At 67.6% G+C, this 16,977-nt stretch carries 15 protein-coding genes; 4 read left to right on the top strand and 11 right to left on the bottom strand.

The window, feature by feature from the left end; all coding sequences use genetic code 11:
• Window positions 1-16 precede the first annotated feature (16 nt).
• The 5 genes from ACOQFL_RS02080 to ACOQFL_RS02060 all read right to left on the bottom strand — a co-directional run bounded on the left by ACOQFL_RS02080 (window position 17) and on the right by ACOQFL_RS02060 (window position 5,398).
• Complete coding sequence (locus ACOQFL_RS02080) at window positions 17-460, bottom strand: roadblock/LC7 domain-containing protein (protein WP_435542358.1); 444 nt, start codon at window positions 458-460, stop codon at window positions 17-19.
• Window positions 457-1,791, bottom strand: a complete 1,335-nt coding sequence (locus ACOQFL_RS02075; RefSeq protein ID WP_435542470.1) for a sensor histidine kinase — start codon at window positions 1,789-1,791, stop codon at window positions 457-459. Before ACOQFL_RS02075 ends, ACOQFL_RS02080 begins: the two co-directional genes overlap by 4 nt.
• A gap of 594 nt (window positions 1,792-2,385) precedes the next feature.
• Window positions 2,386-3,621, bottom strand: coding sequence for a cysteine--1-D-myo-inosityl 2-amino-2-deoxy-alpha-D-glucopyranoside ligase (gene mshC / locus ACOQFL_RS02070; protein ID WP_435542357.1), 1,236 nt, complete (start codon window positions 3,619-3,621; stop codon window positions 2,386-2,388).
• Window positions 3,622-4,033: 412 nt separating this feature from the next.
• Entirely contained in the window at window positions 4,034-4,825 is a 792-nt protein-coding gene (locus tag ACOQFL_RS02065; protein WP_435542356.1) for an SCO1664 family protein, read from the bottom strand.
• 6 nt (window positions 4,826-4,831) lie between these two features.
• Complete coding sequence (locus ACOQFL_RS02060) at window positions 4,832-5,398, bottom strand: DUF3090 domain-containing protein (RefSeq protein WP_043574797.1); 567 nt, start codon at window positions 5,396-5,398, stop codon at window positions 4,832-4,834.
• Window positions 5,399-5,703: 305 nt separating this feature from the next.
• Between ACOQFL_RS02060 and ACOQFL_RS02055 the strand changes: the two genes are divergently transcribed.
• Together ACOQFL_RS02055 and ACOQFL_RS02050 are read left to right on the top strand one after the other, a co-directional pair.
• Window positions 5,704-6,642, top strand: a complete 939-nt coding sequence (locus tag ACOQFL_RS02055) for a S66 peptidase family protein (protein ID WP_435542355.1) — start codon at window positions 5,704-5,706, stop codon at window positions 6,640-6,642.
• 48 nt (window positions 6,643-6,690) lie between these two features.
• Window positions 6,691-7,323, top strand: coding sequence for a nucleoside/nucleotide kinase family protein (locus ACOQFL_RS02050; protein ID WP_435542354.1), 633 nt, complete (start codon window positions 6,691-6,693; stop codon window positions 7,321-7,323).
• Between the two features lie 91 nt (window positions 7,324-7,414).
• Here ACOQFL_RS02050 and nikE read toward each other — a convergent pair whose 3' ends face one another.
• From nikE to ACOQFL_RS02030, 4 genes are read right to left on the bottom strand one after another with little or no spacing between them, the layout of a single operon-like run.
• Window positions 7,415-9,037 (bottom strand): nickel ABC transporter ATP-binding protein NikE, encoded by a 1,623-nt coding sequence (nikE, locus tag ACOQFL_RS02045; RefSeq protein ID WP_435542353.1) that lies wholly within the window; start codon window positions 9,035-9,037, stop codon window positions 7,415-7,417.
• 25 nt (window positions 9,038-9,062) lie between these two features.
• Window positions 9,063-9,965, bottom strand: a complete 903-nt coding sequence (locus ACOQFL_RS02040; protein ID WP_435542352.1) for an ABC transporter permease — start codon at window positions 9,963-9,965, stop codon at window positions 9,063-9,065.
• Entirely contained in the window at window positions 9,962-10,996 is a 1,035-nt protein-coding gene (locus ACOQFL_RS02035) for an ABC transporter permease (protein ID WP_435542351.1), read from the bottom strand. The genes ACOQFL_RS02040 and ACOQFL_RS02035 overlap by 4 nt, the downstream gene beginning before the upstream one ends.
• A 3-nt stretch (window positions 10,997-10,999) precedes the next feature.
• Complete coding sequence (locus tag ACOQFL_RS02030) at window positions 11,000-12,835, bottom strand: ABC transporter substrate-binding protein (RefSeq protein ID WP_435542350.1); 1,836 nt, start codon at window positions 12,833-12,835, stop codon at window positions 11,000-11,002.
• A 156-nt stretch (window positions 12,836-12,991) separates the two neighbouring features.
• Here ACOQFL_RS02030 and ACOQFL_RS02025 point away from each other — a divergent pair, with 156 nt between their 5' ends.
• Window positions 12,992-13,819, top strand: a complete 828-nt coding sequence (locus ACOQFL_RS02025; protein WP_435542349.1) for a M55 family metallopeptidase — start codon at window positions 12,992-12,994, stop codon at window positions 13,817-13,819.
• Between the two features lie 156 nt (window positions 13,820-13,975).
• On the opposite strand, the gene ACOQFL_RS02020 is transcribed toward ACOQFL_RS02025, so the two are convergent.
• The gene (locus ACOQFL_RS02020) at window positions 13,976-14,692 is read right to left on the bottom strand and encodes an Imm1 family immunity protein (RefSeq protein WP_435542348.1); all 717 of its coding nucleotides are present in this window, start codon (window positions 14,690-14,692) and stop codon (window positions 13,976-13,978) included.
• Window positions 14,693-15,067: 375 nt separating this feature from the next.
• Between ACOQFL_RS02020 and ACOQFL_RS02015 the strand changes: the two genes are divergently transcribed.
• Window positions 15,068-15,811 carry a sugar isomerase domain-containing protein gene (locus ACOQFL_RS02015; protein ID WP_435542347.1) on the top strand — a complete coding sequence of 248 codons (744 nt, stop codon included), beginning with the start codon at window positions 15,068-15,070 and terminating at the stop codon, window positions 15,809-15,811.
• A gap of 214 nt (window positions 15,812-16,025) precedes the next feature.
• Here ACOQFL_RS02015 and ACOQFL_RS02010 read toward each other — a convergent pair whose 3' ends face one another.
• The gene (locus tag ACOQFL_RS02010; RefSeq protein WP_435542346.1) at window positions 16,026-16,835 is read right to left on the bottom strand and encodes an enoyl-CoA hydratase/isomerase family protein; all 810 of its coding nucleotides are present in this window, start codon (window positions 16,833-16,835) and stop codon (window positions 16,026-16,028) included.
• Between the last annotated feature and the right edge of the window lie 142 nt (window positions 16,836-16,977).

The raw sequence follows: 16,977 nt of genomic DNA, 5'->3' as shown, positions 1-16,977 counted from the left end.
GTCTTCCTTTAACCGATCAGTCACGCGGCCTTCGCGCGGTTACGACGCGCCTTAAGTCGGCACGGACCTCCGGTGTCAACGCGTGCCCGGTGTTTTCCACGAACTGGGTCATCTCGTAGGCGACTACGCGCATCTGCGCCTCGGCCGAGGTCAGCACGGCGAACCCTGCGCCGGAACCGATCCCCATGAACAGAAAGTACCCGTGCCGCAGCCGGAGAATGATCTGTTCGCATTCACCCTTCTCGAACAACGAGGAACCGTGGTGCGCCAGACTGAGCATGCCGCTGGAGATCGCCGCGAGCTGCTCGGACTCATCGGATGTGACCGAGGAGGAAGCAGCCAGTGGCAAGCCATCCGCCGACAGGATCAACGCGTGGGTGGCACCGTGCACCCGGTACACGAAATCGTCGACCAGCCAGTCGAAATTCGCGGACTGGGCATTGTTCTCTGCAGCCGTCACTGCTGTGACCTCTCGGCGTCGTCGGTGTCGTTGTGCTTCCTGGCTTCCGACTCGCCCTCGGCGAAATCTCCCAGGTCGGCGAGCAGCTGCTGATGGCTCTCGCGAATGTCGCGTTCCGTCTCGTCCGAATGGGGTTCCGGAGCGGGTGCGGCGGACCGGCTACTCCCGCCCGCGGAGCCCTTCAGACTCTGCGAAACCCTGCGTGGCAATCCGTTGGCCGTGGTGGCGGGCTGTGACTGGTCCTGCTGTGCCGCCGCCTGCTCCTCGGAGGGCCAAACGGGTTCGACCGCGATCGCGGGAGTGTCCACATCGGCCTCCGTGGTTTCGGACGGGGTTTCGGCTGCCGCGTTCGTCCCCGGTTCCGTGGTACCCCGTGACTCCGTGCTTCCCCGCGACTCCGCGTTCGCCCGCGATTCCGTACTCGCCCGCGCGGAACGCATGCTCGGGATCGCCGGTTCCTCGGACACCGGAGGCTGCCTCGACACACCGGCGCCGGAAGCCGCGTACTCGTGCACCAGGGAGTTCGGCAGCAGCACCGAGGCGGTCGTCCCGTGGGGCGCACGACGCGCCAACCACACTCGAATACCGTGCTTGCCCGAGATTCTGCGCACCACGGCCAGCCCCATGTGACGCACCGCGTTGCGGTCGAGCACCGGGGCGCTCGCGAGCCGTTCGTTGAGCGCGGAGAGCCTCGCCGCGGGGAGGCCGATACCGGCGTCCTCGACACGCACCATCATGCTGCCCTGTTCGGTCAGATGCGCGCTGATGGTCACGGACGAGTTCGGCGGGGAATGCGCCGTGGCATTGTCCAGCAATTCCGCGAGCAGCCTGCTGACATCGTCCGCGGCGAACCCGACCACACCCAACTCGGTCACCCTGCCGAGTTCCACCCTGTTGTAGTGCTCGATGGACGACATACCCGCACGGATCACGTCGACCAGTGAAGCCGTCTCGGGCTTCGTACCACCTGCGTCACGCCCGGCCAGCACACGGAGATTCTCACCGTTGCGCCGCAGCCGGGTGGCCAGGTGGTCGAGCCGATAGAGGCGATCCAACGACTCCGGATCGTCCTCTTCGGACTCCATCTGTTCCAGCTGTTCGAGCAGCGAGTCCACAAGGTTCAGATCACGCAGGGCGACACTGGAGCAGACCCCTGCCAGCACATCCTGCGAACTCGGCTCACGCGACGGCGAAGGGCCGATAATCTGCGCCACGGTGTCCCGTGAACGCTGCAGCAGTTGTCTGGTCGAACCCTCCAACCGCTGTCTCGCCGCACCGTCCCGTAACGATCTGCGCGAGCGTTCGAGCATCTCCCATACCCGACTCACCATCCCACCTCGCAACCAAAGCACCTATTACCGATCCGGGCTTCGTGCGGACTCGTGTCACGAGATCCAATCAGATCGGTTGGCGGAAGTCTACGTGGTGTTCCTATTGGCCGGTTGGGGTGGCCGGTGGTTGTCGCATATTACCGAAAATTCGACGATCAAGAGCATTTTCCCAGCTCACCGGAACAAAACCCCGAACCGAATGTTGTGATCACCGTTCCCTCACCAGGCCTGGCCTGCCGGGGAGGAGCACCGGGATGAGCGGCGAAAACACCGCACGGCCGCACTACACCGCGCGGTATCCACGCAGGACAGGACAACCGAGGAGAGACCGAGGAAACTCTCGGAAACGTGTCGCACACGCCGAAGTCGACAACCACGGAATGCCGTGAAAAACGCCGGAAGGACACGGTACGGGGTTCCTATTGCCACCGGAAACGGAGAATACCGTCCTGGCGACGAAATTTCGCCAGTCGTGGATGGTCGGGTCGACCACCGCGACCGAGGGGATTTCTCGACCGGAATGGGAAGTGGCGCCCCCGCGACGACGGGGGCGCCGAACGTGCTTCCGTTCCCCTGGTTTTCGAGCGGGCGAGGTTACAGGGTCACACCCAGTAGGGCGTCCACCGCCCGGCGGATCGTCGTGGGGGCGCTCGTGTCCTCGCCCCCGTCGTACAGCGCCTCGTCGACCCAGGCGTCCACGGCTCGCAACGCCCCTTCGGAGTCGAGGTCGTCACTGAGCCGCTCACGCAACCGGTCAAGCGTCGAGTCGGCGGCGGGCCCCGCCGAGAGCTCCGCCGCCTGCCGCCAGCGGGAGAGCCTGGCAGCACCGGTGGTGAGCAGATCGGCGTTCCACGAACGATCGGCCCGGTAGTGACCGCTCAGCAACGCCAACCGAATGGCCATCGGGTCCACTCGATCGCCGCGCAACCTGGAGACGAACACGAGGTTGCCCTTGGACTTGGACATCTTCTGCCCGTCCAGTCCCACCATCCCGGCGTGCGAGTAGTGGCCCGCGAAGGGGTGTTGCCCGGTCAGCGCTTCCGCGTGCGCGGCGCTGAACTCGTGGTGCGGAAAAGCCAGGTCCGAGCCGCCACCCTGCAGGTCGAATCCGATCCCGAGCCTGTTCAGTGCGATCACCGAGCACTCCAGGTGCCAGCCGGGACGCCCCGCGCCGAGCTCGGAGTCCCAGGAGGGTTCGTCGGGACGAGCCATGCGCCACAGCAGGGCGTCGAGCGGATGCTCCTTGCCCGGCCGGTCCGGGTCGCCACCCCGGTCCGGGAACACCTCCGTCATCTCGGCTCTGCTGTATCGGGACTCGTAGCCGAGCCTGCCGGTGGCGTCGTGCCGGAAGTAGATATCCGGAAACTCGGCGTCGATCCGGTAGGCCGCGCCGGAGGAAAGCAGTTTGGTCACGGCCTGTTCGATCTCCGGGATCGACTCCACCGCCCCGATGAAGTCCCGCGGTGGCAGTACACGCAGGGCTGCCATGTCCTCGCGGAACAGCGCGGTCTCGCGCATCCCGAGCACGACCCAGTCCTCGTTGTCGTGCGTGGCGCGCTCCAGCAGCGGATCGTCGATGTCTGTGACATTTTGCACGTAGTGCACATCGCTGCCGTTGTCCAACCAGATGCGGTGCACCAGGTCGTAGGCGATGTAGGTGGCGGCGTGACCAAGATGGGTCGCGTCGTAGGGAGTGATGCCGCAGACGTACATCCGCACCCCGGAACCGGTACCGACCGGTCTTACTTCGCCGGTGGCGGTATCGAACAGTCGCAACGGATGCGCAGTACCGGGCAGGCTGGGCACGGAAACCGATGACCAGGGTTGCATGAGTCCGACCCTAGCCGCCACGGTTGAGTGACCCGTGACGGGCCGGAGCTTTCCCGCGCCGAAGCCTCCGGTGTCAATTTCCCGCGAAATCGCCGCGCCAGTACGGCGGTGCGGCAGGGTCGGCGTCAATTTCTCGCGAAATCGCCGCGCCGCTTCGACGGAGGCCGAACTCCCACCACCCACGCAACCCACACCGGTTGAAGCGAAGCGGAAATCGCCCCCCCCCGGTGCCGCTCCATCGGGAGGCGACCCTGCGAGTAAGCAGCGCGCGTGTCCCCGGTGCGTGAGTCGGATGCATTGCGAGGCCGGGCCGCTCGCCGCGTAGGCCGCTACTCAAGAGCCGGCCCAACACAGCAAGGCGCCGACTCACGTGACGGCTAACCGGCCAGGCAGGCAACCGCCGGCGCCGTCATCAGAAGGGGGGCCAGGGTATGGCGGGCCACTCGCCGGAGGGCGCCGGGAACACCCCACCCCGCAACAACCGATCGAGCCGGTCCCGCAGGGCCTGAATCTCCTTCGGGGTGATGTGTTCGACCAGCTCGGCGGCGAACTCGCCGTCCAACTCGGCGCGCAACCGTTCGAGGGAGTGGATCTCCGTTCCGTGGAGGGACTGGCCGAGCCAGCCCCACAACACGGTACGCAACTTGTCGTCGGCGTTGAGACTCACACCGTGATCGATACCGAGCACCCGGCCCCGCGAGGTGCACAACACGTGACCGCCCTTCCGGTCCGCGTTGTTGAGCACCACGTCGAACAGGGTCAGTTTACGCAGCTCGTCGTGGTCGGAGTGGGCGAGCACAACCGGATCACCCTGATCGTCCTGCGCGTGCAACACGGTCAGCCAGTTCGGGGGCACGTCCTCGGGAGTGCGGATGTCGACCAGTTCGGAATCCTGTTCGGTCTCCACCCACAGTTGCACCATGCCCGGGCCGTGGGGGCCGTCCCGTAACAGTGTCGGCGGCACCAGATGCCATCCGAGCGCCTGGGAAAGGAGATAGGCCGCGACCTCACGACCGGCCAGTGTGCCGTCCGGAAAGTCCCACAGCGGCCGTTCCCCACGCACCGGCTTGTAGACGCAGTCGGCCCGCAACCCGTCGTTCTCCACCGTGCACAGCAGGGTGGCGTTGGAGGCCTCGACGAGACGTCCCCGGACCTCCAGACTCCCCTCGCGCAGCAGCTCGACAGCGACGTCGTCGGCGAGCACGAACCGCTACTCCTCTTCCGAACGGCGGTAACCGTTCTGCCGTGGACAGATGTGGCCCTCCGGATCGAGCGGCTCCGAGCACAGCGGGCACGGTTTCCTGCCCGCCTCGATCACTCGCTGCGCGCGCTCGGCGAAGGCACGCGCGTGCGCGGCGCTGAGGAACACTCGAACGGCGTCCGGCCCTTCCTCGGTGTCGTCGAGCACGACGGACTCGTCGACCTCCTCCTCGGTGACCGCGAGCAGTTCCACGACGACCGCCTCGGTCTCGGCATCCCAACCGAGCCCCATCGTGCCGACCCGGAACTCCTCCTCTACGGGCACCTCCAGCGGGCCGGAGTCGACCAGTTCGTCCGGCGGTTCGGAGGGCAGTTCGGTGTCGAACCGGCGCTGCACCTCCTCCAGCAGGGCGTCGATGCGTTCTGTCAGCACCGAGACCTGCTGTTTTTCCAGTTGAACACTCACCGTCCGCAAGTCCTCGGTGGCCTGCAGATAGAAGGTGCGATCGCCGGGCTCACCGACCGTTCCCACGATGAAACGGTCGGGCTGACGGAATACGTGGATGACACGAGCCATGACACCCTCGACACTAAGTCACAGCGGTGCTGATCATGCAGCCCCTTCCACTCGCGCGCGAAGGGGATCGTTCCTGGCAGCGTGGATATCGATCTCACTCGCCGAGGCGGAACGCGCCGCGACCACCCCAGCGGGAGGATGTTCGCCGCCCGCGAACAGCGGCCGTCCTTTTGCACGGCCATAACCCGAACGAAGTTCGGATATTCCCACGAAGGACCGCTTTCACCAAACGTAGCAAAATCGAAACCGAAAGTGATCGCAGCCGTGCGCAGTTCGCCACGCCCGAAGCGGTGCACCATGAGAGCATGCCGACGATCACAGCAGCACGCACCGTTCCGCCCCCGCCTCGCGTGGGGGACACGGTCGCGGTGGTTGCCCCCGCGGGCCCCGTACCGGAGGAGCAACTGCGGGTCGGTGTAGAGCTGCTCGAATCATGGGGGTTGCGGGTCAGAGTCGGCGATCACGTGACGGATCGACATCCCCGGCTGGCCTACCTGGCCGGTTCGGACACCGATCGTGCGGCAGACCTGGAACGAGCGTGGTGCGATCCCGAGGTCAGCGCGGTGTTGTGCGCACGCGGCGGCTACGGCAGTGTTCGGATCCTGTCGCGGCTCGACTGGCGAGCCATGGAACGAGCCCCGGGCAAGCTCCTGGTGGGCTCCAGTGACACGACGGCACTGCACGAAGCGATCGGCCCGCGGCTGGGGTTGGCAGGCCTGTTCGGGCCGATGATCGCCACGAAATCCTTCACCGAGGACGCCACCGCCCGGGAGCACCTGCGCCGCGCCCTGTTCGAGCCGACGGACACGCGTCCCCTGAGCAGCCCGAACTCCGGAGCGCTGCGGAGCGGACGTGCGGCGGGGATCACCCACGGCGGCAACCTGAGTGTGCTGGCCGGTCTGCTCGGCTCCGGAGAGCTGCCCGCACCACCGAAACCCGGGCTGGCGCTGCTGGAGGACGTGACCGAGCAGCCCTACCAACTGGACCGCTACCTCACCCAGCTGAAACGGGCGGGGTGGTTCGAGGCCGCCACCGGAGTGGTGTTGGGCTCCTGGCAGGACTGCGGACCGGCCGAGGGTGTGCGCGCCACGCTGCTCGACATCCTGGGCGATCTCGGGATACCGGTGTTGTGGGAACTGGGATTCGGTCACTGCGACGGTCAGTTCACGGTGCCGCTCGGGGTGAACGCCGAGCTCGACGCCGAGGCAGGCACCCTCACAATCGGCGGAACCGGCCCGGGCTGAACATGGCCCGCAACGGCGGGCCACCTCGCGAGAGGCGGCGACACGAGGATGCGGGTACGCACCACCAGCCGGGAGCTGTTGGCGGTCGAGTTGAGCGAGCTGCTGCCCGACGGCACCGGACAACCGTGGTGCAGGGTGGCACTCGACGGCCATCCACTCACCGGAACGGACGAGCTGGCTGATTCGCTCGCCGAACAACTGCGGCTGCGGGGACGGCACGTGCTGCGGGTCCGCCTTTGGGACTACGTCCGGCCGGCCTCACTCCGGCTGGAGCGGGGACGCGAGGACCCGGACGCCTTCCGGTTCGACTGGTTCGACTTCGGTGCCCTGACCCGGGAGGTCCTCGCGCCGCTGCGGCCGGGAGGCAGCGGTCTCGTGCTCCCGGCATTGTGGGACGCGGAGCTGGACCGTTCCCCGCGCATGGACCGCGTGCGCCTCACCGAGGGCGGCGTGGTGCTCGTCGACGGCCCGTTCCTGCTCGGCGGCGAACTCGAAACGGATTTCGCGGTGCACCTTTGGATGTCCGGGAAAGTACTGCTGCGACGGGTCGCCGAGGAACACGAGTGGCAGCTACCCGCCTTCGACGACTACCAGCGGGAGATCCGCCCCGAGCTGCTGGCGGACCGCCTGGTCCGGATGGACCGTCCGGAACGTCCCGCGATAGTGGACTCGTTGCGCTGAGATTCCACATCCGCCCGCGGGAAGACCGGTTCCGGAGCTCGGTTCCTCGCCGCCCGGCGGAAACGCCGGAAACGAGCCCGCAACGGCCCCTTCAGGAAACGCTTCGCTCGAACGAGGGGACCGCCGCGAGCAGCTCCGTGGTGTACTCGTGCTCGGGCTCGAGCAGAACCCGCTCGACCGGCCCCGTCTCCACGATCCCGCCTGCCCGCATCACCGCCACCCGGTCGGCTATGTTCCAGGCCAGTCCGAGATCGTGCGTGATGACCAGGCTGGACACACCCCGCTCGCGTCGCAGCCGCAGCAGCAGTGCCAGGATCTCCCCGCGCACCGTGGCATCCAACGAGGCGACCGGCTCGTCGGCGACCAGCACACGCGGACGCAGCACCAGCGCGCCCGCGATGACGACCCGTTGCCGCTGCCCACCGGACAGCTCGTGCGGGAATCGCCCGATGAACTCGTCGGCGGGCCGCAGCTCGGCCGCCTCCAGCGCCTCGCGAACACGGACCGCTTCGTCGGCCGCCCCGCCGTGCACCCGTACTCCCTCCGCCACCGCCTCGTAAACGGTGTGGCGGGGGTTCAGCGCGCCCGTGGGATCCTGCAGCACCAGCTGCACGTTGCCGCGAAAGTCCCGCAGTCGCCGCCCGGAAGTGGGAAGTGGTCGCCCGTCGTAGTAAACCACCCCGGCATCCGGGCGGCGCAGCCCGAGCAGCGTGCGGGCCAGCGTGGTCTTCCCGGAGCCGGACTGACCGACCAGGGCGAGTATCTCGTCACCGGTCACGTCCAGATCGACTCCCCGCACCGCGGGCACCCGGTTGCGGTAGCGGTCCTCGAACGTCACGCTCACCCCCTCGGTCGAGAGCAGCGCTCGCCGGGCGGAGCCGGTCGCCCCGGTGGGCGGCTCCCCGGCCCCCGGATAGCGGGAACCGGTATCCCCGATCGTGGGAAACGCCGCGGCCAGCGCTCGGGTGTGCTCATGCTCCGGGGTGCTCGCGAGCCTGCGGGCGGGGCCTTCCTCCACCAGCCGTCCCCGATACATCACCGCCAGCCGCCGACAGCTCGCCGCCAGCACCGATAGGTCGTGGCTGATCATCAAAAGTGCGATACCGCGCTCGGCGACCAGACGCCGCAGCAGGGACAGCACCTGCGCCTGGACCACCACGTCCAGCGCGGTCGTGGGCTCGTCCGCGATGATCAGGCGCGGCTCGCAGGCGAGGGCCATCGCGATCATCACACGTTGCCGCTGCCCACCGGACAGCTCGTGCGGATAGGCGTCACAACGACCACCGGGGATCTCGACCTGCTCCAACAGCTCGACGACCCGGGCACGCGAGACCGCCGCCGAGAGATGTTCGGAGGAGTGCAACCGGATCGGTTCGGCTATCTGGTCGGCGATGGTGCGAACCGGATTGAGCGCGTGCATGGCCCCCTGGAAAACCACCGAGGCGCTCGCCCACCGTGCCGCGCGCAACCCGCCCCAGGTGAGTCGCTCGATGTCCTGACCGTCGAGCAGAATCGTGCCGCCGACCTCGGCCGAACGCGGCAACAGCCGCAGCACCGCCAGGGCGAGGCTCGTCTTGCCGCAACCGGACTCGCCCGCCAGTCCCAGTGTCGCACCGCGTTCCAACGTCAGGTTCGCGTCGGTCACGGCCTCGTGCGGCCGTGCCGAACCGCGGTAGGTGACCGAAACCTCGTCCATACGCAGTATCGGATTCATCGGCGTGTTCCCCGCAGTTTCGGATTCATCGGCGTGTTCCCCGCAGTTTCGGATTCAGCACGGTTTCCAGCGCACGGCCGCACAACGTGAAGCTCAACACCACGATCGCGATGCCCACACCGGGCGGCAGCAGATACCACCAGGCACCCGCCGTGACAGCTCCGGTGTCCATGGCGGACTTGAGCATCGCCCCCCAAGAGATCATGGACGGATCTCCCAACCCCAGGAAGGAGAGCGTCGACTCGGCGATGATCGCGCTGGCCACGGTGAGCGTGGTGGTGGCGAACACCAGCGGCAGCACGGCGGGCAGCACGTGTTTCCCGAGCAGATGCCGATGCCCCCCGCCGAGTGCTCTGGCTCGCTCGATGTAGGGACGCGTTTCCACCGTGAGCGTCTGTGCCCGCACCAACCGGGCGGTCTGCGGCCAGGACGTCACCCCGATGGCGAGCACAATGGTGAACACGCCTCTCGACAACACGGTGGACAGGGCTATGGCCAGCACCAGGGCGGGCAGAACCAGGAAGAAATCGGTCACTCGCAGCAGCAGAGTGGAGACCCAACCACCGAAGTGGGCGGCCAGCAACCCGACCACGGTTCCGATCACCATCGACAGCACGGCCGCGGACAACCCGACCAGCAGCGACATCCGGGCTCCCCACCAGGTCAGCAGCAGCACCGAACGCCCCGACTCGTCGGTTCCCAACCAGTTCGTCGCGCTCGGCGGTCGCAGCGGTGCCCCCTGCACCCTGGTGACGTCGAGCTCGCCGGATCGGGTGAGTACCGGAGCCAGCAGCGCCAGCCCCACGACCACCAGCAGCACGGCCAGCCCGAACGTTCCGCCCCGATCGGCGCGGTAGACACGCCATCCCTCGGCCAGGGCGGCGAGCCGCCGCCCCCGCAGTCCGGTGGGGTTTGGCGGGGCGCTCACGAGTCACGCACCCTCGGGTCCAGGAATCGGTAGATCAGCTCGGCCAGCACGTTCATCACGATCACGCTCCCTGCCAGCACAATGAACGTTCCCTGCAACAACGGCAGATCGGGCACCCGCAGCGCCTCGTAGGTCAGCAACCCGAGGCCGGGCCAGGAGAAGACGGTCTCCACGGTGATCGCCCCGGCAACCACCAACCCGAGGTGCAGAAAGATCAGTGTCACGGTGGGAAGCAGAGCGTTCGGCACGGCGTGCCTGCGCCGCACCAGATCCTCGCGCAGCCCCTTGGCACGGGCGGTGGTCAGGTACTCGGCCCCCATCTCCTCGAGCAACGAGGTGCGCATGACCATCATGAACTGCGCGTAGATCACCGCCACGAGCGTCAGGCACGGCAGCACCAGGTGGTGGGCCACGTCCAACACCCGGGCAACCACGCCCGCGGGAACGTCGGGAGAGGACATGCCGGCGACGGGAAACAGCCCGGGAAGCGGACCGACACCGACCCCGAGAGCCATCAGCAGCAGCAGGCCGAGCCAGAAGGTGGGCACCGACCACAATGTCAGCCCCACGGAGGTGAACCACCGGTCCACCGCACCGCCCTGCCGCCAGGCGGCGCGGGTGCCCATCCAGAGCCCGACCAGCACCGCCAACACGGTGGCGGTACCCCCCAGCAACACGGTGGGCCCGATCCGCTCGACGATCAGTTCCGCCACGGGACGGTTGTAGATGTAGGAGGTCCCCAGGTCGCCGTGCAGCAGGTTCAGCAGAAAGTCGCGGAACTGCAGGTACAGCGGCTGGTCCAGGCCGAAGCGGTGCCGCAGCGCCGCCAGCTGTTCGGCGCTCACCGGTGTGGACCTGGTCATAGTGCGAGCCGGATCCCCCGGCAGTACCCGGAACAGGAAGAAACCGAGCACTGCCACCAGGAACAGGCTCACCACACCCCCGCCGAGCTTCGCGGCCACGAACCGCAGCAGTGGTGGCGGCCCGCTCGTGGGGCCGCGGGTCTCGAGTTCGTCACGGGTGTTCGTCATGGCTTATTCCCGGTGTTCCGCTGTACGTCGACGACGCGCGGCGACTGACGCGACCACGACCGCACCCAGCAGGAGCACTCCGACGACGATGAATGCCGCCGAGCGGTATCCGGTGCCGCCCGAGGCCGTTCGGGCCTGTTCGGTGGGGCGGGCGCCGTAGTAGCCCCAGTAGCCCTGCTGTGCGGTGATGACCCCGCCCTCGGACGGCTGCGACTCGAATCCCTCGAAACGATCGGAGCGGTATGCCTCCAGCGCGTCGGGGTAGAACAGGATCAGGCCGGTGGCCATCCGGTGGAACCGGCGCTGTGCCTTTCGGATCAGTTCGACCCGTTGTGAGTGGTCGAACTCAGCGAGCTGCCGGGCGTAGAGCTCGTCGTAGCGCCGATCGCACAGGAAACTGTCGGGCAGCCCGCCCCCGTCGGGTTTGGGCCTGGCGCCACAGGTCTGCAGCCGCAGCACGTAGTCCGGATCGGGATTGACCGACCACCCGCTGACCACCATGTCGAAGTCACCGGCCGTGGTGCGCTGGTTGACCTGGTTGTCCGAAACCGGTTGTAGCCGAACCCGGATTCCCAGCCGGGACAACCACTCCTTGACGAACTTCCCGACCAGCGCGTCGGTGGGCGAGTCCCCGTGCAGCACGAACTCGAAGTCCAGGACCCTGCCGGACTGACCACGGCGAACACCGTCGGGCCCGCGGGGATAGCCCGCCTCGTTCAGCGCCCGGTTGGCGGCATCGATCGAGAACGGGCGTCTCGCCTCCGGCGGAGGTGTCCAGTAGTAGTCCTCGAATATCGGGGGCAGGTACCCCGCGCCGACGGTGCCGTAACCGCCGAGCACCCGCTCGACGAGGCGTTCGCGGTCGATGGCCCGATCGATAGCCCTGCGCACACGGGCGTCGCGCAGGGCCGGATGCCCGGTCCCGATGGGGTCGCCCGCGCTGTTGGCGGCACCCGGGTTGAGTACGATCTCGAAGAATCGCCGCCCTTTGCCGCGTACCCGGTGGATGTCGTCGGCGCCTCGCAGCGCGTCGAACTGGGTGGGCGTGAGATCTCGGACCACGTCGATCCCGCCCTTACGCAGCGCCTGCACGGCGGCGTCGCTGTTCTCGAAGTTGACGAACCGCAGCCGGTCGATCGTGGGGGCGCCACGCCAGAAGTCCTCATTGGCGCGCAGCGTCAGATGCTGCTGGGGACGGTACTCGGTGGCCACGAACGGACCACTGCCCACGATGGGCATCCGCTGGTTGGCGAACTCGGCCACGTTGTCGATCCTCGACCAGACGTGGCGGGGAACTATCGGTGCGGCGATGGAGCGCATGGTGGCCTGTGGACTCTCGGTGCGGATCACCACGGTGCGATCGTCGGGAGCGGTCACCGAACTGAAGTTGTCCACGTAGTTGCCGTTGGCCGTGGCCGCTGCGGGATCGTTCATCATCCGCTTGAAGGTGTAGGCCACGTCGTGGGCGGTCACGGGCCTTCCGTCGGACCAGTTCACTCCCTGCCTGATGTGAAACGTCCAGGTGAGCTTGTCCTCGGAGGACTTCCACTCGGTGGCGAGTTCCGGTACGACCGAGAAGTCCTCGGGGCTGTAGGTGGTCAGGGTGGGGTAGATCAACCGGAACACGTCGGTCGAGGCGAGACTGAACCCGAGGAACGGGTTGAGCGAGTCGAATTCCTGTTGAATACCCACCCGAAGGGTGACCTCTCCCCCGTTCGGGGAATCAGCGGCGGTGGCGGGCGTGTGCTTCCCGAAGGCGGGCACCAACGCCGCGAGAAGCAGGGTGAGGACCAGCAGCAGGGCGCGTGGGGCCGCTCCGCGAGCCCCTGAAGATCTCACACCCACCGTGATCACCCTTTCGCTCTTCGTGACGAACGAACCACTCGAAACGGTTCCCGGTCAATGATTCACCGGTTCGGCGTGGCGAGCACGCCGAAACGCCATGCGCGGTTCGGAACTACCCGGGACGGCACCGGGCGTCTAGGGTGGACGACCGTGCGGATCCTGATCTCTGCGGACATGGAAGGCGCCACCGGTGTCACCGGTACGGACGACGTGGTAGCGGGCACGGAAGCCTGGCAACGTTTCCGAGAACTGTTCACCGGCGACGTCAACGCCTGCGTGGCCGGGCTCGCGGCAGGTGGCGCGAACGCGACGCTGGTCAACGAGGCGCACTCGATCCAGCGGCATCTGCTGCTGGAGCGACTCGACACGCGTGCACGAATGCTGACCGGACGCCACAAACCACTGTCGATGATGGAGGGGGTCGACTCGGGAGTGGACGGGGTGGTGTTCCTCGGATACCACACCGGCGCGGGTGCCGACGGCGTGCTGTCACACACCTACATGGAGAACGGGCTGCTCGGGGTCTGGCTGGACGGCGCGCACGCGAGCGAGGGCAGGCTCAACGCGGCGCTGGCCGCCGAGTACGGAGTCCCGGTACTGCTGGTCACCGGAGATGATCTGACCTGCTCGGACGCGCGGGACTACGCCCCGAGCAGCCACAACGTCGCGGTCAAGGAGTGCGTGAGCAGGTACGCCGCGGTCTGCTCGCCGCCGGAACGCACCGCCTCCGACATCGGCACCGCCGCAGAACAGGCTATGCGGCAGGCGGGACGCGGCAGCCCCAAAACCTCGGCCCACCGGATCGAACTCGAGTTCACCGGTACGCACCTCGCCGATGCCGTCGAGCTGATCCCCACCGTGGAACGAACCGGGCCTCGTGCGGTGGACTTCGAAGCAGCCGACATGACGACGGCGATGAAAACGTTCAAGGTGATCACGACCGTGGCCTCCCGAGCCGTGCAGGAGCTCTACGGCTGATCGAGGTTTTCCGCTCGGGTCGTCGAGCCACTCGCCGGGTGGAGCCTCCCGCCGACGCTCGTTCCGGGAGACCCCACAGCCGGGGGCGAGACGGTACCGGTTACTCCGAGGGGGTACCGGTTGCTCCCGGCGGGCACGTGAGTCGCCTGCGATCCGCTATCGGCCCCAGCGAGCCTGTTGCCAGTGGACCGACCGGGGACAGGCGCCGGTGCCGACGAACTCGTCCAACGCCGCGCGGAGCTCGGCGAAGCCCAGTACCGAGTCGGCGGGAAAGGCCAGCGGACTACCGAGGTCGAAACGCAGCACGGGGGCCTGTGGATCGGGATCACTGGTGCGGGTCTGCCAGGAGGAGAGCTGCCCCTCCTCGTCCTCCTCGGTGTAGTTGAGTACGCCCATCTCGTCGTCGGCCGAGGTCACCACCCGAATCCCGCTGTAGGGGCCGGGCTCCTCCTCGTTCTCGTACGGGCGGTCCCAGACGTAGAGCTGGCAGGCCCGCCCCTGGCGCGGCGGCCGAAGCAACTTTTCCACCAGTTCACGCTTGCGCTCGTCGCGCTCGGCGTACTCCCGTTGGTCCCCGATCACTCCGGTGGCGACCGTGATCCCGAGTTCGGTGTTGCGCGCTCCGACGGCTTCGGCGCGGAAGGCATCGAGCTCGGCCCGGGCCTCTCGCAATGCCCGCAGCGCGGCGCCCTGGTGAAACACCAGATCCGCCCAGTAAGGATGTTCCATCACCCTGTTGAGGTCCGCGTAGACGGACTCGGTGGTGTCGAGCAGCTTGTCCACATGGTCCAACGGCACATCCGTCAAGCGGGCGAAGATCTCCGAGAAGTTCCCCGGCGCGGTCGGCTCGTCGTGTGACGGCGGATTCGACATGCCTTCCGTGTTCCAATCCGTGTACCCGTTTCCCTGGTGGCACCCGTTGGAACCCACCAAGCTGTTGCGATCATGCTGCCAGCCTCGGACGGCGACCGAGCGGGCCGGTGACCGAAAGCGGCGTCGGCCGAGTCCGGGACCGCTCCGGAGATTACCGTGGGTACTCGAAGGGATCCGATACGGCACCGATGGAAATCACCGGACGGTGGACAACACTCCACCCCGCTCGACTCCCGGTTTCCGGCGACCGGTGCCGCAGCCACGGCACACGCCCCGAGACACCCGACCGGGAGTGATCTGTCACACATGGCACAGCCTCGGGGATACCGCTGCGATTATCGGCTCACGACAGCAGAATCCAGCCGAGAGGACGGCATGACGGACGGTTCGCACGCACGCAAGCACGCCGAACGGAGCCTGCAGGACCTGGATCGAGCGGCCGAGCACAACAGGGCCGCACTGGGTGAGGCGGCGAGAACGCTGATCGACTGCGTCGAGGCAGACGGTCTCGTGTTCACCGCAGGGGCGGGGCACTCCCTTGCCGGTGTACTGGAAAGCTTCTACCGAGCGGGAGGACTGGCCGCGGTTCGTCCGCTGTACCACCCGGACCTGCTCCCACTGCACGGCGCGGCGACCAGCACGGCCACCGAACGGCGCGAGGGTCTCGCCGGGGAGGTGCTCCGGGAGGCGGGACTGCGCGGGGGTACCGATGTGCTCGTGGTGTTTTCCAACTCGGGGATCAATCCCTATCCGGTGGAACTGGCGGCCGCGGCACGCCGCGAAGGGTCACCGGTCATCGCGGTGACCTCACCCGCCGCGGCGGCGGGAGCCCCACGCCGCTCGGAAGTGGGCACACTGGCGGACCAGGCCACGATCGTGCTGGACACCATGGTCCCGGCGGGCGACATCACACACCCCGAACAGCGACCGGCGACGGCACCGGGGTCCTCACTGGCCAACGTGTTCCTGTGGAATCTGCTCATGGTCGAGACGTACGAACGTGCCGGTGAGACCGGCGTCTCGCTGCCGTGGTGGCGCAGTTCCAACGTTCCCGGCGGTGACGAGGCCAACGCCGAGCAGCTGGAGCACTACGGCAAGCGCGTACCGCGGCTGCGCTGAACCGGCGCGCACGCCGGGAACGGTCGTGAATCACTTCTACGCCGCCGTCGCGACTGGTCTAGACCGAAACGGGTCCGGACCGTCGCGACCCGGCGAACCCGAGCGACCCGGCGAACCAGATCGACTCGGCCGTGCCGAGGCGTGGTTCGGTGCGGCCCGTGCCCGACTCCGTCCCACGGCCCGCACCGCCCGAACAGGCGATTCCGGAGGAGCTCTACTCGCTGCCGGAACCACCCATCAACTCCCGCAGCCTGCGCAGTTGAGCCGCTCGTTCCGCGGCGAACTGCTGCTCGGGATCCTCGGCCTCCTCCGCCTGGGACAACAGCGCGAGAGTCTCGCGGACCGCCCCGGCGGGCGACCGGGTGATCGCCTCGACGAGCCGATCGGTGGCGTCCTCCAGCTGCTCCGGTTCGACCACCGAGTTGGCCAGCCCGACCCGGGCGGCCTCGTCGGCATCCACCTCACGCCCTGTCAGGCACATCTCGACGGCTCTGGAGTAACCGACGGCCCGAACCAGCGGCAACGTCCCACCGAGGTCGGGAACCAGACCGAGACTGGTCTCGGCCATGCGCAGCTTGGCGTCGGTGGCCAGCACACGCATGTCGCAGGCCAGTGCCAGCTGGAAACCCGCGCCGATGGCGTGGCCCCGAACCTCCGCGATCGTCACCCGCTCGGGGTCACGCAACCAACTGAATCCCTGTTGGAACGCGGCTATGTCGGCGTCCCCCTGCTCGACCGGGCTGGAGGCCAACGACAGCAGCCCGGGCGCACCGTCGACCTGTTCGGACTCGAACAGTCGCCGATCCAGCCCGGCGGAGAACGCCCTCCCCTCCCCCCGGACAACGACGACGCGCACCTCGGGTGCGAGGTTCTGTCCGATTTCGCGTAACGCCTTCCAGGTGTCCGGCGTCTGCGCGTTGAGTTGATCCGGTCGATCGAGAACGATCGTCGCGCGGGAACCGCGCACCATCAGTCGAACGTGCCCACGATCCAGTACACCGGGATCAATTGCCGATTCCGTCAAACGGGTCCTCCGTCGCTACACACCAGCGGTCGGGATGGCAACCACCCTAGAAGACCGATCATGGAGCCGCGATCGGAGGCCGCGTGGTACGGACCGTTCGGACACGGCGTGCCCGGTGTCGACAGCGTGCCGGGCACGCCGC

Source organism: Actinopolyspora sabaoui (genome assembly GCF_051225635.1).
In the GTDB taxonomy this organism is placed as follows: Bacteria; Actinomycetota; Actinomycetes; order Mycobacteriales; family Pseudonocardiaceae; genus Actinopolyspora.
The sequence above is the reverse complement of the archived record's forward strand: the minus strand, read 5'-3'. Positions and strand labels throughout refer to the sequence as shown.